Here is a 22,689-nt window from a genome sequence, read left to right as displayed (position 1 = left end):
TCCGGGCGGTGCAAAGGAGAGCATCGATTCACAGCAAAACACCGACATACTAGGCTAGCCCCCTCTTTCTTGGGAAACTGTCGCGAAGGCGCTATCCGACGTGAGCACGGTTTGTCGGATGGAGAGGAGCAACATCCCCACCGCTCCTTAGCTGCATCGAGGCAAATCCCATGCGCAGTCTGTCATCTCTTCCAATTCTGCTGTCGGCAATCATGGCAGTTGCGGCGTCGACGGCGCAGGCCGGCGCAATCACGGACTATTTCCAAAGTGGTGAATCGACTGTTATCCACGAAGGCAGTTACGTACCTCAATTGACACCCACTACGCACATCTTAACTAACTCCATTGGATGCCCACGCACCTATGGCGGATTCGACTTCGCGATTCTGCAAGCGAATGTGGGCGGCATCAGCGGCTCCATCGCCCCACTGGGCATTTCCGGAACGGTAACTCCCACGTTCAATCTCGATATTGCTCCGCGCATTTATTTCGGACGCGAACGATCAGATGGACTGGGGTTGCGGCTGACCTATTTTCATTACGACCATACCACCGGCCCGTCTCAGTTAGGTGTGGATACTCGATTGCAGGTCCAGTCTCTGGACGTCGAAGCGACCAGCCGAATTCAGTTCCACGATAGTGACTTGTTGCTGTCGGCCGGTTTTCGTTACGGCAAGTTGATGCACAACTATCAAGTGACCGGGCTCGGTTCGCTGGGGTTTGATTCCGAAGGCGGTGGCCTGACCATTGGCGGTCGTTACACACGTGGCATCGGTCACACTTGTTGGGATCTTTTCATCGGTGGACGTGCGAGCATTCTGTTGACGGACAACGAGATTCAGATCCCTGGATTGATATCGATCATCGGCGAAGAGAGCACGATGAAGGTCTGGGAAGGGCAGGTCGGCGTTGGACGTACCTTCGATCTTTACAATCGTGCAGATCTCGTCACCGAGGTCAGTTTCGAGGCGCAGAACTGGGACGCAGCTGCGATTGCGGGATTGGTTGGAAACGACATCTCACTGTTCGGACCTACTTTTCGAATCGGCCTAAGCTTCTAGGCGACGACCGCTTGGAAAGCTCCACCCAATGCCTTGGTCAGTGGAAGCGAAAATATCGAGTTTCGCCCCAAATCGCGTGCGCCCGTTCGCGGAGACTCCACCCGTGCATCGTGGGCGAGGGTAAAAACGGGCGGTTGCCCCCCTACACGCGATGCACCCGGCCGTGCGACAATGGGCGTGCCGCGTGAGGAAACTCCCCCTGCCGAATTTGGCAACGCGCGATACGCTGAATTTTCAATCCCCCTTCAACTCAGCTTGTTATGAGTGACACTTTCGATCCCGATACGCCAAATATCGACGCGCCCGCGATTGGTACGCCCACCACCGACCCGGTTCCTGCGGCGTTCGAGGTCAAATTTGCGTCACGGGTCGATCGGCTGCCGCCCTACATGTTTGGGCGAATCAACAATTCGTTGTATCAAAAACGCCGTGCTGGCGACGACGTGATTGACCTGGGGATGGGGAATCCTTCCGATCCACCGGATCCCGTGGTCATTCAAAAGCTCACCGATGCAGCGGCCGATGTCGGCAACCATGGGTACAGCAAATCCAATGGGATCACGAATCTGCGCCGTGAGGTGGCCAACAAGTACGACCGGAAGTACGGCGTGCAGCTCGATCCCGAGTCAGAAATCATCTCTTGCTTAGGCAGCAAGGAGGGTTTCTCGCATATGTGCTTGGCTCTGATGGGGCCTGGCGACACCGCGATCATTCCATCGCCGTATTTTCCCGTCCACATGTATGGCGTGATATTGGCATCGGGTAATGTCGTGGCCCTCGATGTTGCTGACCCAGATAAATTCCTCAGCAATGTGGCTTACACTTGCGAAAACCTGACGCCACGGCCCAAGGTGCTGATTGTCAACTACCCGCACAATCCATCTTCGGCGGTAGTGGAGCCAGACTTCTTTATCGAAGTCGTTCGGCTGGCCAAAAAGTACGGCTTGCTGGTGATTCATGATTTCGCTTATGCGGACGTTGCCTTTGACGGCTATACACCACCGAGTTTCTTGGCGGCTCCTGGTGCAAAGGAAGTCGGCGTGGAATTCACGACCATGAGCAAGGGATACAACATGGCGGGGTGGCGGGTCGGATTCTGCGCCGGTAACTCGGAGATGGTGCGCGGACTCGGCACGATCAAGGGTTATTACGACTATGGCATGTTTCAAGCAATTCAAATCGCCGCCATCGTGGCGCTTCGGGATACGGAACCGAATGTGCTACAGCAATCGGAAATCTACCAAGGCCGTCGTGACGTCTTGGTCAGTGGTCTGCGGCGATTGGGTTGGAATGTTCAGTCGCCCAAAGCGGGCATGTTCGTGTGGGCCCAAGTTCCCGAACCCTGGCGCAGCTCGATGAGCACGATGGATTTTGCGATGAAACTGCTCGAAGAAGGCAATGTCGCCGTCAGCCCCGGCAGTGGTTTCGGCGCCGCCGGGGAAGGCTACCTGCGGATGTCGCTGGTCGAAAACGAACATCGTTTGCGGCAAGCCGTCCGTCAGATTGGCAAATGTTTAGCCACGCCTAGGACGAAGCCAGAAACGGTTGGTACTTAATCAGCCACAGGCAACACGCAGATTTCGCGTTCGTAGGAACGCGACGACTCCAACACTGAGGAAACATCATGCGATTGGGATTAGCGCTGCGAGCGTTCTGGAAAGCACTCTTTGACCGCGCTGCAGCGGAACGCGTAGCGATTGCGCTGGACGCGCCTATCGATTCTCGCATCGAGCAGAAAACATCCTCACCCCAACGTGAGCCGTCTCCCACAGCGGCTCCGCAGCCCCCAGCGGCGCCTGCTCAAAACCCAGCGATCACGCTGCTGGCAACACTACAGCGGGATGCGAGGCTGATTGATCTGATTTATGAGAATCTCGATCAGTATCAGGATGCCCAAGTGGGAGCGGCGGCACGTCCGTGTCTGAAACAGTGCCGTCAATCACTCGATCGCATTCTGAAGATCGAAAAGCTCGTTCCTGCGAACGAGAGCGAATCCGTCGAGGTCCCCCCCAACGCCTCGGTCGCCCGTTTCCGCTGGATCGGTGAGTCGTCAGCGAGTGCAGCGGCCACGGCGAAACTCGTCCACCCCGGCTGGCAGGCCGCCGCGATTCAACTTCCTCAATGGAGTGGCCAAGCTGCAGACGCGGAAATCATTGCTCCCGCCCAAGTGAGCGCTTCGTAGCAGGCAATGTGGATGTCGCGCCTGTCGCAGGACCGGACGATGGTCACGTCGGCATGCTCGGCTCCTTGGTGCCCGATGGCGTCGGGGATTGCGCGCAGAATTTTCGCCTCAGCAGGCTCTGGAGTGAGTAGGCTTGCTATTCTGGCGCCTTTCTCGCCCGTTTTCTCTCGTGCATTCCCGCCACGCTTGGCGTTTTCATGGAATACCTGCTGTTCATTCTGTTCGTATGGGCATTCATCACTGCCTTGGGCCACGCTTCCTGGCTAATTATCGCTACCGTTGGCAGGTTCCTTGTCGGTGGCGGAAATCCAGCTCAGAACACTCACCAGGCTCATCACGCGGCGATTGTGAGTATGCCGCCAAGTGAAGGACGAGATCCAGACAAGCCGCTCAGCCCCGTCGAGGATATCGCGGCGTTCGAACGAATGATCGACGCACTCAGTGCCACCGGAACGATCACAGCTGAGGCGGGCCATGACCTGAAGGATCACGCCCGCAAGTTTGCTGGCGTCGCGGCGTCCCCCCAGCCAACTCAGGCGGCGAGGCCAGTCCCAGTTGAAAACGCCGAACTCGATGTCGACTGCAAACCGAGCGAACTTGACGAGCCGGTCGCCTTGGAGGAACCGCCGGCTCAGGAGCTGCCTGATGAGATCCAATCCACGCCTGCTCTGTCCTCGCGATCGCCACCTCGGCCACCGGCAACTCCTCAGCGAGCGTTTTCAGAAATCATTGCGTCATTTCTTGCCGACCACAATATTCGCTGGGGTGAGTTGATCGCTGGGCTGTTGATCGTGGTGTGCTCAATTGGTTTGGTGGTCAGCCTGTGGAACACGCTGACGGCAACACACCGCGTCGTCCCCTCGCTGATTTTCATGTCCGGTGATGCGGCGATCTTTGCGGCCGGCCTGTACACGATGCGACGATGGAGATTGCGGCACACTTCACGAGCGGTGCTCATCATTGCCACGTTGCTAGTGCCACTCTGTGTGTTGGCGGGTCTTGCTGCAGCAGGGGCGACTGTGGATTCGGTATCACTATTCTCGCCATCGACCATGGCGGCAATCATCATTGGTACGCTCGGTTGTGGTTGGTTGCTCTGGCAGGCGTCACTCGCGCTGGTCGGCCGGGGCAGTGCGGTGCCATTGACGGCGAGCGTTGTTGCGCCGACGTTGTGTCTGCCGCTCTTACCAACGGCAGCGAGGCTGCTCGAAACGAATGCCGGGAGTTTTCTATTCCTGCCTGCGACGGCCTCCGCAATTGCGCTGTTGACGCCAGCTCGACGTCATTTCCAAATCCAATCGGGCCGTGCGGCGATATTGAAAGTCGGACATCGCTTCTGGAAGAACCACTGGCTGCGCCTCGGCATTGCCGCGTCCACGTTCGCGAGTGTTGTGGTGTACGCGGCATTCTTGTATCGGGCCGATGGGCGTGTGGCTTGGATTCAAATCGCGATCGCCACCACTCCGTTCTGGATCGCCGTCATGGCAGTCCACGCAGGATATTTGAAACGAATTTGGAAGCAAAAGAGGTGGGCGACGCCCCGCTTCATCAGCACAGTACTCGTCGTGATGGCAATCAGTTGCATCCTGGCAATCTTGCCCGCGTCGATTGAGCGAGTGTCATGGTTGTGGATGCACGCAACAGCGGTATCGGTCTCAACGGTACTGGCGGCCTGGGTGTTACAGGGCAGGTTCAAACTACTCGCCGCAGGGGTACCGCTGGGAATCGCCGCCACGCTGTCTTCACCTTACTGGCTGGGCGGCGCAGACTGGAGCGACCTGCCGGTCTGGCGAACGCTGCTCGGCGGCGAACCATTGATGGTGGCGATCGCGATGACGATCCTGAGTGGCGCGGTGTCGGCGATACGATTGCTGCAAACGCGTCACCCGGGCGGTCCCGATGCCGCGCAGAAAATTCATTCCACCGACCTCGTGCTCGCGTTTTGGGCGACGATCGCGAGCGGGCAAGCGATTTCATTGAGCGTCGCACCACCGGATTGGCTAGGAATGCTGCCCATCGCCGGATTGGCTGTGATTCTGGCGACTCTGATGGTGATCGCAGCGGTCCTGTCGATGCGTGTTTCTCAACTTGCGTGGGTCTCAGCAGTTACTGGGGTGAGTTTTTGGATCACCTGCTTGAGCCTGGTTCGCTGGAATGACCAGGGGTTCACGATCGCTTACCACTCCATCGCGCCGGCAATGTTAGGGATGAGCATTTCGATGCTGGCACTGGCTGCCGCGTGCAAAGTGATTTGGGCAGTGCGCAGGCCCGCGAGCTGGACAGCGGCGAGCGATTCCATTTCGCGGCTTGCAAAAGTATCCGCTGTGGCGGCATGCGGGGTCGTGGGAACGCTCGCCGCCACATCGGCAGTGGCTATTCAGGTGGAATGGATGGTTGCGCCGTCGTGGAGAACGTCGACGTGGTTGATCGCGGCAGCGACTGCGGTACTCGCCGCCACTGCGATCTTTGTCGGTCATCGTCGGTATCTGCAGCTTGCCATGGTCGGCTCTGTTGCGGCCGCCTTCTGTGGCCTGACCAGCTACCAGGGTGTCGAACTTTGGCAGCAGTCGTCTTGGAATCGTGCGAATGCACTATGGAGCTTGGCAGGAGTTTTCCTTGTCGTAGGAACAGGCTGGTTCGCTGTCCGCGACGCAGTGAATTGGAAATGGTCGGAAGCCTCGGCAATCTTCGCGACGCGGCTGCGGATGCCGGATGGTTGGCTATTGCTCGCGTCGATTGGTCTGCTGATTGTTGCGATTGGTTGGCAATACCTAGCTGTGTTGTGCGGTCCACTGGGATCACCGCTGAATCATTGGTTTGATTTGAACCCGGGATCAGTAACGGCTGCTGTGCTGCGTTTTGCTCTGATCGCAGGCGCAGCGTGCAGTATGTGGCTGTGGATAATACGTGAACCCCGGAGCATGGGGACTCGTATTGATGAGGCAGATCTCCCTACGATCGATCTGTCCGAGCCCGGAACAACCAACGACGCTTCCACAGGCATTATACCCGCAACACCGACCGCTTGGCTGTCGCGCGTTCTGGGAGTGCTGGGAGCATTCGGTGGCTTGTTCGTGGCAATCCTAATCTCGTGCCGGCTGACAGATTTTCCGTCTCTCCGCTTGATTGGCACCACCACGCTGGCGTCCGGTGGCATCTGGGTGTCTTGGTTGGTAGCGAGCTGCGCCGGTCAGCTTGGAAAAAACACGGCAGAGAGACTACGGTTGGATCGCACAGCGGGCATTTCCGCCATCGCAGCGATCGTCATAGCAGGCTCACTGGTCTTGCTCTGGTCGAACTGGTGGTTGCCCATCATCGTTGGATTTACACCCGACCGGTGGAGCACCTTGGCCATTGCCGGTTGGTGGTTGGCGGCATCCGTCGGGATGCTGTTCGGTCGTCCGACAACAACGGCAGCAGATGACGTGAGAAGCATGCTGTCGGCAACGTTGCTGCCGATGGCAGTCGGCATCAGCATCCCCGCCATCTTCCAAACGTTTCCGGTAGTGTGGTGGCAGGCATCCGTGCTCGGTAGTGTCGTTTGGATGATGCTGGCATGGGTGCAGTGCAAATGGCAGCCCGTCGACGACAGCGAGGGTAGGGCAGGGCAGACAGAAAAGGGCGTGGCGCTGTCTCGGGTTTGGATCGCTGGGGTTGGTTTGGTGTCAGCAGCGGTAACGCTGTGGGCGGTCCTCCGCCTGCAACTTTCGCCTGGGACGGTTGCTTGGAGCCTGCCACTCGGTGCGATCACGTCGTTACTAGCCTTGGCCGTCTGCTGCTGGGGTCGCTGGTCTTCAATCACTTCGATCGATGGGAATGGTTCGAAGGTCCGGAGCATGCTACCGTTCCTACCGGTGGTAATGAGTGGTCACATCGCCACGCTGGCTGAGACGATGGGGTGGGTGGCTGCCTCCGATACCGATTTGATCGTCATGACCTGCGTTTTGATCGGTTGCGTCGGATCGGCAATCCTGGTGTGGTGGAAATCGCCCCCACTACATGCCTGGCATGTTACCGTGCAGACGCTCGTGCTCGCCGGGTTTGTGTTCAACGAGTGGTGGTTAGCGGGACTATTGATCCGTCCTGCAAGCGGCGGGTCGGTGTGGATGGCGTTGGCGGGCTTGGCGACAGGCGCAGTGGCGTTGATGCGGTTTGTTCGGCCACGTGAGACGGATGCTCGCGCTCCAAAATCCACCCCGCTCGATGCAGTGCCGCGTCTACTGGGTTGGTTCATCGCCATCGCGGGTGGCTGGATGATACTGATTCATCCCGAGCTATCTCGCGCAAGTGGCCTGACATCGGTAACACTGTGGATGGCATGGATAGGCGGCTGTGTCATGCTCTGGCGCAGCGATCGGTTGACTGCCCGCGGCGACCGTCGGGCGTCGCGGCCCGACATCGGTGTCTCGTCGCTGCTGATACCCATGTTAGCATTCAGTCTATTTGAACTCGCCAACTCGGACGGCTTATCTTCGGTGCATCGCCTCCATGCGACCGCGGTCAGTCTGGCTCAATTCGCGATCGTCGTGATCGTGGGTCTATCAGCGTGGCTACGCCCGCATGTGGTTCCGCGGCGGCCGGTATCAATGTGGACGATTTCGATGTACCTGCTGGTGGGTGGGACAGCAGTGGCTGCGATGGGTGTAGCGTTGATGTTTGACAGCGCGTGGCAGACGTGTGTGACCATCGCCATGATGGCGGCCAGCGTTTCCACGACGGTTCTCGTCGGTGGATTGCCGTGGGCGGAGCGACAGCGGGCAAGGCTTGCGGAAGGCGTTCACCGCCAGGACGTTGCGAACGCCGCCGTCGATCGACTGAGCATCTCCATCGAACGGGCGATCACGGGACTGGTATGCATCGGCAGTATGGTTGCCATCGGATTCTTTGCGGGGAGTGACGATGTGAACGTGGTACGGGCCAGCGTGCTGGCCGTTGGCGTGCTGGCGTGGTCACTGTTTCAATTGTCCGAGCAGACCACACCGCCGGGCGCTGCATCTGCGGAGCGTCGCCGTTGGCTGTGTCTGGTGACGGGACTCTGGACGATCGCCCTGATCGCAGTGCTGGGCCAACCGCACGCCAGCCAAGAGTTGCTGACCGCAACGATGCGTTTGTTGATTGCGGGTGTGTTAACAATCGGGGTACTGACGTTAGCTGTTCCGCGTTTGCTCCGCGGCCCCTTCCTCGATCGTTGGCAACTTGCGTTCCGGCGCGGTAGCCGCCTCACCGCCTGGGTGACAGCGGTGGCGTTGTTGAGCATGTTGGCAATGGAAATGATCCTCCGGGAAGGCGGTGTGGGTGTCCCAGGACTGGGCAAGCCCCTGGTGGTGTTGGTGGCGACTTTGCTAGGAGTGTTGGCGTTGATGGTGGGGGCCATCGCAATTCTCAGTGGCCCTGGATTCACCACGGCGTCAGCGGAATGCAGCGGGCGTGCCAACTGGCTGCAGATGGATGACTCTCACCGCCGAAGACTCCTGTATGCCGCGCAGGGAATTGCGGCTTTAGCGTGGTTGCATGTCTTCCTCTGCCGCACGGGGATCGCCTTCTTAGGCCTGCGTCAGGTGTGGCCCTATCTTGTCATGGGATTGGCGTTCGCGAGTGTGGGTTTGACCCAGTGGGCAGTACGCCGTGACGATCGCGTGCTGGCCGATGCGATGCGTAAAAACGCAATGTTCCTACCCTTGATACCGGTGATTGGGTTCTGGTTAAGCGGAGCCTATGCAACGATGTTTGAGTCGCAATCATGGTCGTGGACCTTCTACCGTGGCACGGCATCGTATCAAGGTCTGCTGCTTGTGGGGGCGATTTACTACGGTGTGCTAGCGGTGATGTGGAAGCGTGGATTTCCGCGAATCGCCACCGTTGTCTTAGCTAACGCCGCGCTGTGGGTGATGTTGACACAGACGCCTGGCTGGGATTTCTTAGCTCATCCCCAAGCGTGGTTGATCCCCCCAGCGGTCTGCGTACTGGCGGTTGCCCACTGGCAGCGTGACCAACTCGACCGTACCTTGGGATCGGCAATCCGGTACGGTGCAACACTGGTGATCTACATCAGCAGCACCGCTGACATGTTGATGAGCGAGATCGGTAGCTCACTGTGGGGCCCAGTAATCCTGATCCTGTTATCGCTCGCTGGCATGCTGATCGGGGTGGCTTTCCAAATCAAACCGTTTCTTTACTTGGGAACGATCTTCATCTTCATGGGCGTGACCAGCATGGTATGGCACGCCGGTCAAGCTTTCGATGCCGTCTGGCCATGGTGGGTATTTGGCATCACAACCGGATTAATCCTATTGTCGGTGCTCGCAGGCATCGAGAAACACCGTGACAAGCTCCAACGTTGGTCCGACGAATTAGCGAAGTGGGAGAACTAAGAAACCACTTCGTCGTCCTCTTTGGAATCACGTTTGAGTTCCATCACCCGCTGATTATACGCTGCGATGGTTTCGCGGCGACGAAGCATCCCCATCAGCACGCCGGGTTGCTCGGGATCGAGCACCGGTAGCTCGTCGAGGTCGTGCGAGGTGAACCGGAGCAGGGCGGTGTTGAGATCATCATCGGGTGCGACCGACAGGAATTTGTCAATCATGATATCTCGCGCGACGGCGAGCTTCCAAAGACTTTCATCGTAGAGGTACCCACGCACATCATCGTCGCAAAAAATACCGACCATCTTGTCATCACTATTAACAACCGGGAAATAATTTTGGCTGCTGTACGCCAGATGATGGACAATGTCTTCGACGGTCATGCCTTCAGGAATCCTGGTGACTTTGCGATCGGGGTTAAATATGTCTTTGACCTGCAAACCCTCTAAGACGTCGATGATAAAGTCCCCACGGTGAGCCATGGAGTCCATTCGCGTAGGAACTTGTTTCTGATACAGCCGAAAGCGATGGCTCATCACGAAGGTCGATGTGGTCACGAGCATGGTTGGCACCAGCAACCCAAAGTCACCGGTCAGAGCGCGGACCATGATGATCGTTGAAATCGGCGCCCGGGCGATGCCGGAGAAGAAACCAGCCATGCCGACGACCGCGAACGTTTCCGGTTCCGACACGAGATTTGGAAAAAACTGTTGCATGGTCAAGCCAACCGCTGCGCCGGTACAACCGCCAATGACCATGGAAGGCCCGAATACCCCGGCCGAACCGCCCGATCCGATCGTCAGCGACGTCGTCACAATTTTCATGAGCGCGACGACAATCAACAACGGAATTCCAAGACTCCCCGCTGCGGTCAGGGCAATCTGCAAGGTGCCGTAACCGGTGCCCAACACGCCCAAAATAGCTGGCTGGTCCAAGAAAATTTGCAGCAACGCGATGCCAATCAAACCGGCAATCGCCGCACCAATGGCAGGGCGAACGTGAGGAATGACCGGAAGTTGATGAAACAGTTTCTGCGTGCCGTAGAAAGTCCTCACGTAGAGGGCACCGACGATTACGAGCACCACCGCCAAGACGAGGTAGGCGAGTAGTTCCAGGGGCGAGACAAACTTGTGTTGCAGCTCGGCACCAAAGATCGGCACAAAACGTACGTCTGCAGGAAGCGATTGAACGTAAACGCTGTAAGCAATAATCGATGCAGCCGCCGCTGGGACGATGACATCGGCTTCCAAATCAGCATCGCTGTAGAGGATCTCGCCTGCAAACACAGCACCTGCCAAAGGGGCCCGAAAGATCGCGCCGATTCCTGCGCCCATCCCAGCGGCCAGCATAATCCGCCGCTCGCGACCGGAGAGTTTCAGCTTCGTGCCAAGCCACGCCCCGAATCCCGAACCGATCTGAGCAATGGGCCCTTCACGACCGCCCGACCCGCCGGTTCCCAGTGTGATCGCCGAGGCGATCGTCTTGACAATCGGGACGATCGCCCGGACACGTCCACCCTTATTATGAAACGCGTCAATCGCAGCATCCGTACCGTGTCCTTCCGCTTCAGGAGCAAACTTAAACACAATCATCCCGGACACCAGTCCCCCTAGGGTCATGATGGCCACCAGGATCCAAGGCGACAACGACTGCGTCACGTGAGCGTAGCGAGCATGTTCGCCGGCAGCCTCCAGAGGCGTGAACCCAGCAAATTGGGTCAGCGTGTACCGCGTCACGGTCTGGCCGAGGACGTCAAAGACGATCGCACCCAATCCCGCCACAATGCCCACTAGAGACGCCAGCAAGATCCACTTCCCGAGCGAATGGAGTTCATTGTGTTTGAACAGTTGGCGAACGCGGTCCACGGGACGGAATACTCTCTGGAGATGAAATTGTGGGAAATCAGCAACGGGATCGCCAACAGCCTAACAGTATCTCCCTTGCCTGCTATCCGGGGAGCCCCAGTTGCCGTTTCAATTCGAGGGGGATGCCGATATCAATAATCTCAATTCCGCCCGTCCAAGACGCTGCCGTGGCGCGCGTTATCCCCGTTTTGGGAGCTACAAATGTCAGCGTCAAGTCTGCCTGAAAGGTCGGCTCCGCTGGTTCTCCGGTGTCGCCATCGAGACCTGAGGGCAGGTCGATCGCCACTCGCCGCAGTCCAATCTTCTGATTGGCGGCGAGGATCGCTTCAGCAAACGGACTCCGAGGTGCGCCCTGAGACCCCGTTCCGAGCATGCAATCGACGATCATGCCGTCATGCTCGTTGATTCGTGCGGTGATTCCTACAGCATCTGCCTGTTCGATCAACACCCCCTCGGCAGTGGCGTCCTCATGACTGAGTTTGGCGTCTCCCGATAGTTTTGAGATTGGCACCAGCGAAACAACGAATACTGACCGGTTCGCCTCGGCGAGACATTTCGCGATCACGTAGCCATCGCCGCCATTGTTGCCCGCCCCGGCCAAGATCATCGTTGCCGGCGCAGACTCAGGAAGGTCTCGCAGGAGGCGTTCAGCACAGGCCTTGCCTGCGTTTCGCATCAATTCGATTCCAGAAATTCCGAACCGCTCAATCGCCAAGCGGTCGACGTTGCGCGACTGAGCGACCGAGAACGAGGGCCAGTTTCGCTGTTGGGCGTCGGCAAGTGGAATAGACGCAGATAAAGTCATGGCAATGATGTGCGGTCGAGGTCGTAAGATGAGCCCGTCGTCTCGGCTACAACAAATCCGATCTTGGGGAGCGAGGGTCCCAAGCTACTCAGGGCCGAATTCCTTGAGATACTCGTTGAGGCGGAGCTTTTTGCGAGCGCTGTCGCTGGTCATGTAACGCACACTCCCAAATACAGGCCGCTTCGGCCCCCATGCCCGATCCGTCCGGCCGAGCACCCATAGAATACCGCAATACGAGTTCGGGTCGCGACCATCGAGCCCATACTTGTTATTCAGGTGGATCATCACATCGAGCGCTTCCTGCGGCGAGCCTGTCCAATGCAAAATCTTCTTTCCCCACAGCATTCGCATGTAATTGTGCATCAGCCCCGTCCGCACGATCTCAGTCTGAGCAGCATTCCAAAGTGGGTCATGCGTGCGCGCACCTTCGAACTCCTCGAGCGTGTATCGATAGGGTCGCTCGTCACCCGTGTGCTCGCGAAGGGTTTCCCGGGCCCAATTGGGTAGTGATTCCAGGCTGTCGTAGGTCGCCGAATTCATGAAGGACCAATTGAACCCGATTTCACGCCACGTCAGCATCTGATCGAGAAAGCCTTCGGCAGGTGCACTGAGATTCCAAAATCCGTGGTTTTTGCCATTGGGCGGAGACACTTGTTCGGCCGTCCAGCCTTCACGTTCGAACAGTTTCAAAACAATTTCATGAGCGGACATGTGTCCAAAGTGCAGATAAGGGCTCAGGCCGGACGTCGCGTGCTCATCGGGTTGATTGCGATCATCATCGTAGTGCTCAAGTTTCCGATGAAGGAAATCGGTCAGCCGCCGCGTCGCTTCGACGCTGCCACCTGGACAGACGGTCGACGGCCGAACGCGATGATCAATGGGCAGATTCGCGAGGCCATCGCGGTCGAGCAAATCCTTAAAATCAGCGGCAGGCCATCGCTTCAGGATTTTGCGATCAATCAAACTTGAGCGTGGACGGGGCAGGGTAGGGCAGGGCAGGGGATTCGCCGCCGGAGTTCGCTGCAGTTCATCGAGCACATTCTTTTGCATGTAACGGCGATAGCTGTGTGCAACCGTGTAGGTTTTCTCAGCCCGGCGCAGCGGCAGGATGCCATTGCCATCGACGAGCTCTAACCTCGCGGGGATACGAGCTTTCACCGCGGCGATCATCGTCGGCAAAAAGAAACACGGATACTCATCGGTGACCACCGTGCACGCCCGCGCGGCCAACCGATGCAGCAGCGGCGTCCCGTGCCCCGGCTGAGGTTCGACGTAGGGGTAGTAGGACACTCCCAATTCTGCGGCTTGGCACGCGTTGTCTCTCATACCCTCGATCACGAACCGGTGTAACCGATCGCTCGCCCATTGATATCGAATTCGCAGCGGCTCGAAAATCAATAGAGGTCGCTCAAACTCGATTGCCCGCTCAATCGCATAATCGAGTGCAAAGCTGTACCGCAACCGACGCTGGGCGATCATCCAGTACAGGACGTAGTCTCCATCACTGCGCAGCGGATGATCGTTGGCAGAGGTGAGTCGACAGAGCAGATCGGTAGTCATCGAGATGGATAGCTTGATTATCGTCGCTGGTGAAAAGCTCGCAACTTCACCCGCCCGGCGAAGCGGGGAGCGTGAAGTCACTTCACAATCGCCTACAATATCACCGTCCATTCTACACTGTCCAACCTCAGAGACACCTCATGCGCATTGGCGTTCCGACCGAAGTAAAATCCGATGAATACCGTATTGCAATGTTACCCGTCGGTGCCGAGGAGCTAACCGCGAGGGGGCATGAAGTGCTGATCCAGTCCGGTGCCGGGGCGGGATCGGGAATGACCGACGATGAATACCGAGTCGCCGGAGCAACAATTGTCGAGACTGCAGCTGAACTGTTCGCGGCCTCCGACATGATCGTGAAAGTCAAGGAACCGCAACCGTCCGAATATGATCTGATCCGCCCCGAGCAGATTCTCTTTACGTTTTTTCATTTCGCTGCAAGTCGATCTTTGACTGACGCGATGATCGCCTCAGGTGCTTCTTGCTACGCTTATGAAACGCTGCGGGATCGCAAAAATCGTTTGCCGCTACTGACGCCAATGAGCGAGGTGGCGGGACGGATGAGTATTCAGGAGGGGGCCAAATACCTCGAAAAGCCGCAGATGGGACGTGGGATTCTGCTCGGAGGCGTACCTGGCGTTGCCCCTGCCCACATCACGATTCTCGGTGGCGGTGTCGTCGGTGCGAATGCGGCGAGAATCGCAGCAGGCTTTCAAGCCAATGTGTCCATCCTCGATGTGAATCTCGATCGTTTGCGTTATCTCGATGAAATCATGCCGGCCAACGTGAACGTGCTCTTCAGTGATCGCCACACTATTCTGCAAGAGATCCAGCTCGCCGATCTCGTCGTCGGCGCTGTGCTGATTCCGGGAGCGAAAGCCCCCCAACTCGTTCACGCGGCTGATCTGAAGGTCATGAAACCGGGCAGCGTCATCATTGATGTGGCAGTGGATCAAGGTGGATGTATCGAAACGAGCCGCCCTACCACTCATCAACAGCCGACATTTATCATCGATGATGTCGTGCATTACTGCGTTGCCAACATGCCCGGCGCGGTCGGTCGCACGAGCACCTACGCGCTCTGCAACGCAACGCTCCCGTATTTAATACGCCTCGCTGGGCAAGGAAACGTTGCGGAGCCGCAAGACGTTGAGTTGGCCTCGGCGTTGAATATCCATCAGGGCGAGATCGTCAACCAAGCCGTCGCGAGCACATTTGTAAACGCAGGATAGACTGGCGGCAGGCGATGGTCCTGCAGACAATATCGGCTGTACTAACTACCGCTGTGTGGTCCTCTCGAGGGCAGCCCCTCCCGGGTCGACGCTCTTGAGGTTCGACGCCAGCTAATCGATTAGGGCTCAGTACTTCATCGTCGCACCGACGTTGAAACCGGCGAAGAAGATGTCATCGCTAGCCCGCGTACCGTGAGCTCCGATGTTGTCACCCACGATGGTTGGAATTTGATCCGCTGCGGTCGCGACTTTGGTGAGGTACCAGAGCTCACCGCCGCCGTGGACTGAGAACATTTCGCTGATTTGGTACTGCAGACCTCCGCCGAATTCAAACATCGCGGCGAAGCCATCGTGATTGTCTCGGATACCGTAGAGCAGCGTGGCATCCTTCGATACCAGCGCCGTGGATCCCGCGTTGTTGTAATAGAGACCACCTCGACCGCGGAAGTAAGCCGAGGTTGAACGGCAAACCGGGGTGAATATATCTCCACCGATCTGCATTCCGATCAGATCATTGGTGGTTTTCGAATAGATTGCACCACTCTGACCGGCCGTTGGATCTGCGCCGATGAGGTCGTATTGTTCGTCGAGGCGGATATAGCGAACACCGATGAGCAGTTTAGCGATATCCCACGCGAGCGAGGTCCTGCTGGCCTCCACACTCCAGAACTCGGTGCGATAACGCTGAAACAGGGTCGCATCCGGATTCACGGGGTCGCCGTACAGACTAAACACCTCATCGACTTGGAGCCCCGGAACCGGCGGAGCGGCAGGGATGACGGTTCGCTGCGTCAATAGCGTTTGACCTGATCGCCCCACGGCGGTGCGATTGGTGTCAAAGTTCAGAGGTCCGACAAAGCTGGCCTCATAACCGGTGACGCAATCAGGAGCCGTGCCGATCGTGATACGCGGGGCGGCTTCAAAGTTAGGCTCATCGAGCAACATCGCTGGCGAGCGTGAGCGAGTGAAGTTATCGAGACCATCGCGTTGCATGTAAACGGCTTCGACCCGTCCGTAGCAGAATGGATTGCAGGTGGCGCATCCGTCGTTGCAACTATTCTGACGGTGTCCAAAGAACCCGCCGCCATGCAGTCCGCCCCCACCACACGTTGGACTGCCACAGTTGCCTGGACATTGGCTGCCGCTGCAGGAGCCTGCCGCAATTTGGCTGCCGTGAATGAGAGGAAAGTTTTGGTCAAACTCCGAAACAATAATTTCCTCGCCCGAGGTCTCGAACACGCTCGACATTTCAGCGGCGGGTACGACCGCGAATGAGCGGCCCTCATGCTGCATGGTCCGAGGTTGCTGAGCATTCGCGACGCTCCCGCTCAATGACCAAGCGAGCGATGCGATACCCGCCGCCATCCCGAAGCCGGTGCAACGAATCGACTCACCGAGCTGTTTGTGAGCGAGCGGAATGAAGGGAATGTTCATGGTCGAACCTCAAGACATGTTTTGACGGACGATTGACCGCCAACGTGCAAACGATTGGTAGTGTTTTACGGCGACTAGCGGACGACCAATTGGTCATCCACGGGAATTAAGAGCTGGCTGCGGATCAACCGCATGATCGCAGTCGCTTGCTTGCGGTCGCGGCAACTGCCCTGTGCGACCAATTGGTTGTCCGAATTCGCCAACACCACGTGAGCATCGGGATAGCGATCTCGAATCGCTTTCATCATCAGCGCGGTGGCGTCGAGTGATCTCGTTACTTTTTCCGGCATTCGATCTGCCGCTTCAGCAGGCCGCACGTATCCAGCGGGTCTCGCACGTACGGTCGTTGTTGGGTGCATGGTGCTCAACCGATTCACCTGTGCCACGGAGATCGACGGTGGTGCACTTAACGGGACTCGCTGCCGACGTTGCATCCCCGAAACAGGGGCGACGGTTTCACTTGTTTCAGCGGCCACCCACTGGCGATTCGGGATCGGTAGCAGCGGCAAACTCGCGATCGGGTCCGCCTCGGTGGTCGACACATTGGCCGCACCACTGACTACACTCGAACTCGCTTCAACCGCTTCACTCTCCACCTTGATTTCGAGCGACTCCACCAAAATACTCGGCGGCATGCCGCTGCCCGGTGGCGCCGCTACGACAGTTTTCGGTTGCGGAACATCGGCGACTGGCGCCAGTTCATCTGTAGGCTGGGCGGATCTGCCCATGTTCGGATTATCCATCCGTCGGATCGACAGGATGCGTGGATGGTTGGAATGTGTTGCCAAGTTCGAATCGACTTCGGCAAGGTCTCGGCGAACTTCATTGGTCTCGCCAGCACTCTCGTCCTGCCACGTGTTCATGTCATCAGCGATCGGTTCGTGCTGACTCGCGGCAACTTGATCAACGCTCGCAGGCTCGGCAGCCACAACGACAGGCTGATCGAACACACGATTGGTGCCGCCCGTCATCGGATCGAGCTGGATTTTGGACAGGTGATGCTGAGAAACTTTCGTCCTCGAAACAGCGTCAATGGGTCGGTTGATGGGTGTGAAACTGATGGTCGACCCCATCGACTTGAGTCGAATTTCCGAGGCGGGGGCCCGCGAGGTAGTCTGAACGGATTCCTGCGTTTCTTCCGCTACTGCGAATCCACTCACGCCGCCCCACGAACTGATAAAAATCGAGACACCGGCTCCCAGCTTGAGATAGTTCGCACCGAGCAAACGCGTGATTTGCATTCGTCGTGAACACGAGCACCGATGGCGTCGCTGCTCGCTGCGTTTGTCACTATCCATTACGGAATCCTTCCACACATGGCCAATGGGTCCATGTACCCCCCCGGCACATTTTCCGCGCCGACTTGCCTCGTTTTTACTTTGGCAATGTCAGACAATCTCAGTATCGTCGACCGAACTCTCTGACGTTAGGGATTCTTCCTGATACTATGATGATTCGGCCTGAAAGGGCTTTCGCAACAATGCGATTCTTAAGGACGATGTTGCTGCCGGACTGATTCGAACGCGACCACGGCCGCCGAGACAGAAATATTGAGACTATCGATGCGGCCGGCCATCGGCAGATGAATACCGCCAATCGTCCGCCGAGTAGCTTCACCGCTCTCGGCAACTTCACCGCACTCGGCAGCTTCACCGCTCTCGGCAGCTTCACCGCTCTCGGCAGCTTCTGGCTTATTCGCAGCATTCGGCGCGGGCCATGACTGCCACCGGTCTCCCAATCCGTTCGCTTCGCTGCCCAGCACGACGGCGATTCGGCCATGTCGCCCCGTCGGCCGTAGACCCACGTCGTAGATCGACCGAGAACCCTCCACCCGCATCGCGAACACGTCATCTGCCTGCCGCGAGAGAAACTCAGCAATCTCAGCTTGGCTGCCAGCGGCCGAGGGCACGGTAAATACCGCCCCGAGTGAACCTCGAATCGCGTTGGAATTGAATCGGTCGCTCGGGCAATCGCTCAGCAACACCGCGGCGGCGCCGGTGGCATCAGCGGTGCGAAATACGGCCCCCACATTACCTGGTTTCTCCACACCGTCTAGCACCAAGATCAGTCCAGAACCGAGCTCCGGCAAATCAGCGAGGCGATCGCTCGGTGCGTCGAATTCCGCCACGCAGCGATCTGCAGCGGCGCCGTAACAAACCTTCGCAAATAACTCGCCGACGACACCTCGGTACACGCCCGCCTCGATCGCACGGTTCCGCACGAACAGCCAGTCCGGTCCGTCCGCCACCGCTTCGCCAGCGGCGTCGACTTGTTCATAGAACCCGCGCAGCACCAGGCCCGCTTCCATCGCCCGCCGAGTTTCTCTCGCTCCATCGACCAAGATCGCTCCGGAGGCACGGCGGCGGCGGTTATTACGCAACCCCACCAGACGGCGAATGGTGGCGTTTTGGTTACTGCGGAGAATTTCCAAAGGGGGCTTCCTTTCTGACAACGCAATGGGCTGATTGAGTTCGGTTTGTTATTCTAAACGGGGATGATCAGGCCGTTGGGTATAACGCGATTAGCCGATGGGTGTTAGCCCCGGTTTTCAGTGTAAAACGCGCTGCGTTTGGGTAACCGAGGCGATCGCCCACGGGCTCGTCCTCCAAACGGTATCCTGCGTTCCGCAGACTGGCTGTCCATCACCACCATCCCCCTTCCGCACCCGCCTGAGCGAAATCAATCCTGTTATGTCGGAGGTCACCTGCCGCCCGGTCGAGAACCGTCGCGATCAAAAAGCGTTTCTCGAACTCGAACGACGCTTGTATCGCGACGATCCCAATTGGGTACCCCCGCTATGGGGCGAGCGAAAGAAACTCGTCGGCTTCAAACACCACCCCTTCTGGCTCGATGCCGAAGGTCAGACGTTTTTGGTCCGGCGTGGCGACAAAGTGGTCGGTCGCGTGCTGGCATGCGTCAATCATGCCCACAACCGCGCCCACAAAGATCGGGTCGGGTTCTTCGGATTCTTCGAGTGCGAGAACGATCCCGATGCCGCCATCGTGTTGCTTGATACGGCCTGCGATTGGCTGAGGGAGCGTGACATGACAATCGCCCGGGGGCCCATTCATCCCAGCCTGAACTATGAAGTCGGATTGCTCGTCGATGGATTTGACACCCCACCCACATTCCTGATTACGTACAACCATCCCTATTACGAATCGCTCATCCACGCTGCCGGTTTTGTGAAGGAGCAAGATGTTTTCAGCTATGAAGCGAGCATCGACATCCTCAACCATCTCGATCCCAAGTTGATGTTCATCATCGAAGAGGCACAGAAACGATTCAAGACATCGACCCGACCGATCCGCAGCTCTCATTTCGATGAAGACGTTCGGATCTTCCTGGAGATCTACAATCAATCGCTCAAACAAACCTGGGGATATGTGCCCATGAGCGAAGCCGAAATCGTCGAACAAAGCAACGGATTGAAACAATTGCTGGTCCCCCAACTGACCAGCATTGCGGAGATCGATGGCAAACCCGTTGGTGCCGGTTTCGGTCTGCTTGACTACAACCCCATCATCCGACGGATCGGTGGCAAGCTGCTCCCGTTCGGTTGGCTGCACTTACTCATGGGTCGCAAAAAACTCACGCGACTGCGGATGGTCAGTGCGAACGTATTGCCGGAATATCAGAAATGGGGGCTCGGTCTGGTCACGCTCTATCCCATCGTGCCCGCTGCCGTTGATTTTGGCATCCAAGTGGGCGAGTTCTCGTGGGTACTTGAGAGCAATCAACTCTCCCGCGGTACCATCCAACGCGGTGGAGCCAAGGCGACCAAAACACATCGCATCTACGACCGTCCGTTAACCTCCGGTGCTTCCAATGGCTCCTCCGCTGACGAGGCTCTATCGAGTACCGGCCAAGGCTCCACTTCATGAACTCACCGCCGGATCCCTCATCGAATCCGCCGCCAGATGCCCCGGATCTCGATGTCGATGCGATTCTCGGTCCCGGCGGCAGTATCAGTCGCCGACTGAGCAACTATGAACCCCGTCAGCAACAACTCGACATGGCTCGCGAGGTCGCTGCTGCGATCGCCGCAAAAGAACATTTGGTTGTCGAAGCAGGTACCGGGACGGGCAAGAGTTTCGCCTATCTCGTCCCCGCCATCCTGCACGCGACCGCCAACCAAAGCGAGATCGCGAATCCAGCAGATACGAAACGCCCTGACGGCAAGTCACAAGCCGCCGGCGATAAACTGGATGACGAACTGGACGATCGAATCGATCCCGACCGAGCCAAACATCCTCCCGGTGACAAGCCCCCTGCTGAGCAACCAAAACGCCGCCGCGTCCTCATCTCCACGCACACGATCAGCCTGCAAGAACAACTCGTCGGGAAAGATGTGCCGCTGCTGGCCAGCGTGATTCCACGTGAATTTTCCGCTGTCCTCGTCAAGGGACGTGGCAACTACCTGTCGCTGCGACGCATGCAACGCGCCGTTGCTAAATCGACATCGTTGATGGCCAATGACTTTCAGATGCAGCAACTCCGCAGCGTCCAATCCTGGTCCAAGACAACGGGTGACGGATCGCTTGCCACGCTGCCGGTCAAACCCGATGGTGCCGTTTGGGACGAAGTCCGCAGCGACACAGGTAATTGCCTCCGCAGCAAATGCCCCGAATTCAAGAACTGTTTCTATTTTCGCGCCCGCCGGCGAGCCCAGAACGCGCAAGTCATGATCGTCAACCACGCCATGCTGTTCACGGACATGGCGATGCGGCGGCAAGGGTTCTCACTGCTACCGGACTACGACGTCGTCGTGCTCGACGAGTGTCATACCATCGAAGCGGTGGCAGGGGACCATCTCGGTATCCGCTTAACCAGCGGCCAATTCGACTATCTATTCGACCGCCTCTACAACGATCGCCAACAAAAAGGTCTGCTCGTCGCGCACGATCTACAAGGTCTGCAATCGGAAGTCGAACGGTGCCGATACGCTGCCAGCAATCTGTTTGCTGACGTGCTGGATTGGTTCGATCAAACCAAATCGCGCAACGGCCGTGTTCATCATGCTGACATCGTCGCCAATCCACTGAGCGACCCGATGGAGATGCTCGCTCGCAAACTCCGGGCTCATGCTGACGCCCAGCAGAATGATTCTGATCGTCAGGATTTTCAGTCTGCACACGACCGCTTGCTCGCGCTGGCGGGTGGGCTGCGCGATTGGCTGGCCCAAAAGAGTGAACATGAGTGCGTTTATTGGGTCGAAAAGACTGGCAACCGCCGCGGTATGGACCGCGTGTCCCTGTCCGCCTCACCCGTCGACATTGGTGAAACGCTCCGCACGGAGCTATTTCAAAACGAAGACATTGACTCGGTCATCATGACCAGCGCGACGCTGGCCAGCGGCGACGAAGCGCGGTTCTCCTTCTTTCGCAGTCGAGTTGGCTTGACCGGAGGCCGAAACCTGCAAGTCGGCAGCCCGTTCGACTACCAAAAACAAGCCAAGCTGGTGATCGTCAATGGACTCCCTGACCCGTCGTCGCAACGTGAAGAATTCGAACGATCGATCCCGCAACAGATCAAACGGTTTGCCGGATATTGCGACGGCCACACCTTTGTGCTCTTCACCAGCTACGCGCTCCTCCGACGATGCGCCGAAGCAATCACGCCGTGGTTAATCGAACATGACCTGCAGTTGTACTCACAAGCTGGTGAGCAGAATCGGACCCAACTGCTCGACGCCTTTCGCGAAAATCCGCGTGGCGTGCTACTTGGCACGGATAGTTTTTGGCAGGGAGTCGATGTCCCTGGAGACGCGTTAACCAACGTGATCATTACCAAACTGCCTTTTTCGGTACCCGATCACCCACTGCTCGAAGCCCGTTTGGAGGCGATCAAAGCATCGGGCGGCAACCCGTTTTCAGACTATCAATTGCCCGAGGCTGTAATCAAGTTCCGGCAAGGATTCGGACGTCTAATCCGCACTCGCACCGACGAAGGCATGGTCGTCGTTCTCGACGGACGGATCAAAACCAAACCCTACGGCCGCCGCTTCTTAAGTTCCCTCCCTGAGATGAAAATCCTCAACGTCCAACCGACCAAGAAACGCTGAGGACCTCTGAAACTCCTGTCGGTTCGACGGAAATGCTCAGCTGAATGTCGCTTGGCCCAGTCGGATTCCTGCCAAGGGCGAATCATTTCCAAAATTTCATGGCCAAGATACCGATTCGCAGCCT

Annotated in this window: 13 protein-coding genes; 7 read left to right on the top strand and 6 right to left on the bottom strand. The window is 57.7% G+C overall.

Annotation, left to right across the window (positions count from 1 at the left end; translation table 11 throughout):
- Nucleotides 1–170 precede the first annotated feature (170 nt).
- From Poly21_RS06135 to Poly21_RS06120, 4 genes are all read left to right on the top strand, one after another.
- Nucleotides 171–1,061 (top strand): hypothetical protein, encoded by an 891-nt coding sequence (locus tag Poly21_RS06135; RefSeq protein ID WP_146406026.1) that lies wholly within the window; start codon nt 171–173, stop codon nt 1,059–1,061.
- Between the two features lie 260 nt (nt 1,062–1,321).
- Nucleotides 1,322–2,617 (top strand): aminotransferase class I/II-fold pyridoxal phosphate-dependent enzyme, encoded by a 1,296-nt coding sequence (locus tag Poly21_RS06130; RefSeq protein WP_146406025.1) that lies wholly within the window; start codon nt 1,322–1,324, stop codon nt 2,615–2,617.
- A 68-nt stretch (nt 2,618–2,685) separates the two neighbouring features.
- Nucleotides 2,686–3,243, top strand: a complete 558-nt coding sequence (locus Poly21_RS06125) for a DUF2760 domain-containing protein (protein WP_146406024.1) — start codon at nt 2,686–2,688, stop codon at nt 3,241–3,243.
- A gap of 197 nt (nt 3,244–3,440) precedes the next feature.
- Nucleotides 3,441–9,614, top strand: coding sequence for a hypothetical protein (locus Poly21_RS06120; protein ID WP_146406023.1), 6,174 nt, complete (start codon nt 3,441–3,443; stop codon nt 9,612–9,614).
- Here Poly21_RS06120 and Poly21_RS06115 read toward each other — a convergent pair.
- The 3 genes from Poly21_RS06115 to Poly21_RS06105 form a co-directional block, all read right to left on the bottom strand.
- Nucleotides 9,611–11,473, bottom strand: a complete 1,863-nt coding sequence (locus Poly21_RS06115) for a chloride channel protein (protein WP_146406022.1) — start codon at nt 11,471–11,473, stop codon at nt 9,611–9,613. The two genes, Poly21_RS06120 and Poly21_RS06115, sit on opposite strands and share 4 nt — an antisense overlap.
- Before the next feature lie 82 nt (nt 11,474–11,555).
- Nucleotides 11,556–12,278, bottom strand: coding sequence for an NAD(P)H-hydrate epimerase (locus Poly21_RS06110; RefSeq protein WP_146406021.1), 723 nt, complete (start codon nt 12,276–12,278; stop codon nt 11,556–11,558).
- An 84-nt stretch (nt 12,279–12,362) separates the two neighbouring features.
- The gene (locus Poly21_RS06105; protein WP_146406906.1) at nt 12,363–13,757 is read right to left on the bottom strand and encodes a cryptochrome/DNA photolyase family protein; all 1,395 of its coding nucleotides are present in this window, start codon (nt 13,755–13,757) and stop codon (nt 12,363–12,365) included.
- 221 nt (nt 13,758–13,978) lie between these two features.
- Between Poly21_RS06105 and ald the strand changes: the two genes are divergently transcribed.
- Nucleotides 13,979–15,067, top strand: a complete 1,089-nt coding sequence (gene ald / locus Poly21_RS06100) for an alanine dehydrogenase (protein ID WP_146406020.1) — start codon at nt 13,979–13,981, stop codon at nt 15,065–15,067.
- A gap of 126 nt (nt 15,068–15,193) precedes the next feature.
- Here ald and Poly21_RS27110 read toward each other — a convergent pair whose 3' ends face one another.
- From Poly21_RS27110 to Poly21_RS06085, 3 genes are all read right to left on the bottom strand, one after another.
- A complete protein-coding gene (locus Poly21_RS27110) occupies nt 15,194–16,501 on the bottom strand; it encodes a hypothetical protein (RefSeq protein WP_302117776.1) in 1,308 nt (435 codons plus the stop codon).
- 74 nt (nt 16,502–16,575) lie between these two features.
- Complete coding sequence (locus Poly21_RS06090) at nt 16,576–17,742, bottom strand: hypothetical protein (RefSeq protein ID WP_302117774.1); 1,167 nt, start codon at nt 17,740–17,742, stop codon at nt 16,576–16,578.
- A gap of 248 nt (nt 17,743–17,990) precedes the next feature.
- Nucleotides 17,991–18,932 carry a TrmH family RNA methyltransferase gene (locus tag Poly21_RS06085; RefSeq protein ID WP_146406018.1) on the bottom strand — a complete coding sequence of 314 codons (942 nt, stop codon included), beginning with the start codon at nt 18,930–18,932 and terminating at the stop codon, nt 17,991–17,993.
- A gap of 259 nt (nt 18,933–19,191) precedes the next feature.
- Between Poly21_RS06085 and Poly21_RS06080 the strand changes: the two genes are divergently transcribed.
- Entirely contained in the window at nt 19,192–20,385 is a 1,194-nt protein-coding gene (locus tag Poly21_RS06080) for an N-acetyltransferase (RefSeq protein ID WP_302117773.1), read from the top strand.
- The gene (locus Poly21_RS06075) at nt 20,382–22,565 is read left to right on the top strand and encodes an ATP-dependent DNA helicase (protein ID WP_146406017.1); all 2,184 of its coding nucleotides are present in this window, start codon (nt 20,382–20,384) and stop codon (nt 22,563–22,565) included. The genes Poly21_RS06080 and Poly21_RS06075 overlap by 4 nt, the downstream gene beginning before the upstream one ends.
- Nucleotides 22,566–22,689: the final 124 nt, after the last annotated feature.

Origin of the sequence: Allorhodopirellula heiligendammensis, from assembly GCF_007860105.1 — a bacterium.
GTDB classification, from domain to species: domain Bacteria; phylum Planctomycetota; class Planctomycetia; order Pirellulales; family Pirellulaceae; genus Rhodopirellula; species Rhodopirellula heiligendammensis.
The sequence above is the reverse complement of the archived record's forward strand: the minus strand, read 5'-3'. Positions and strand labels throughout refer to the sequence as shown.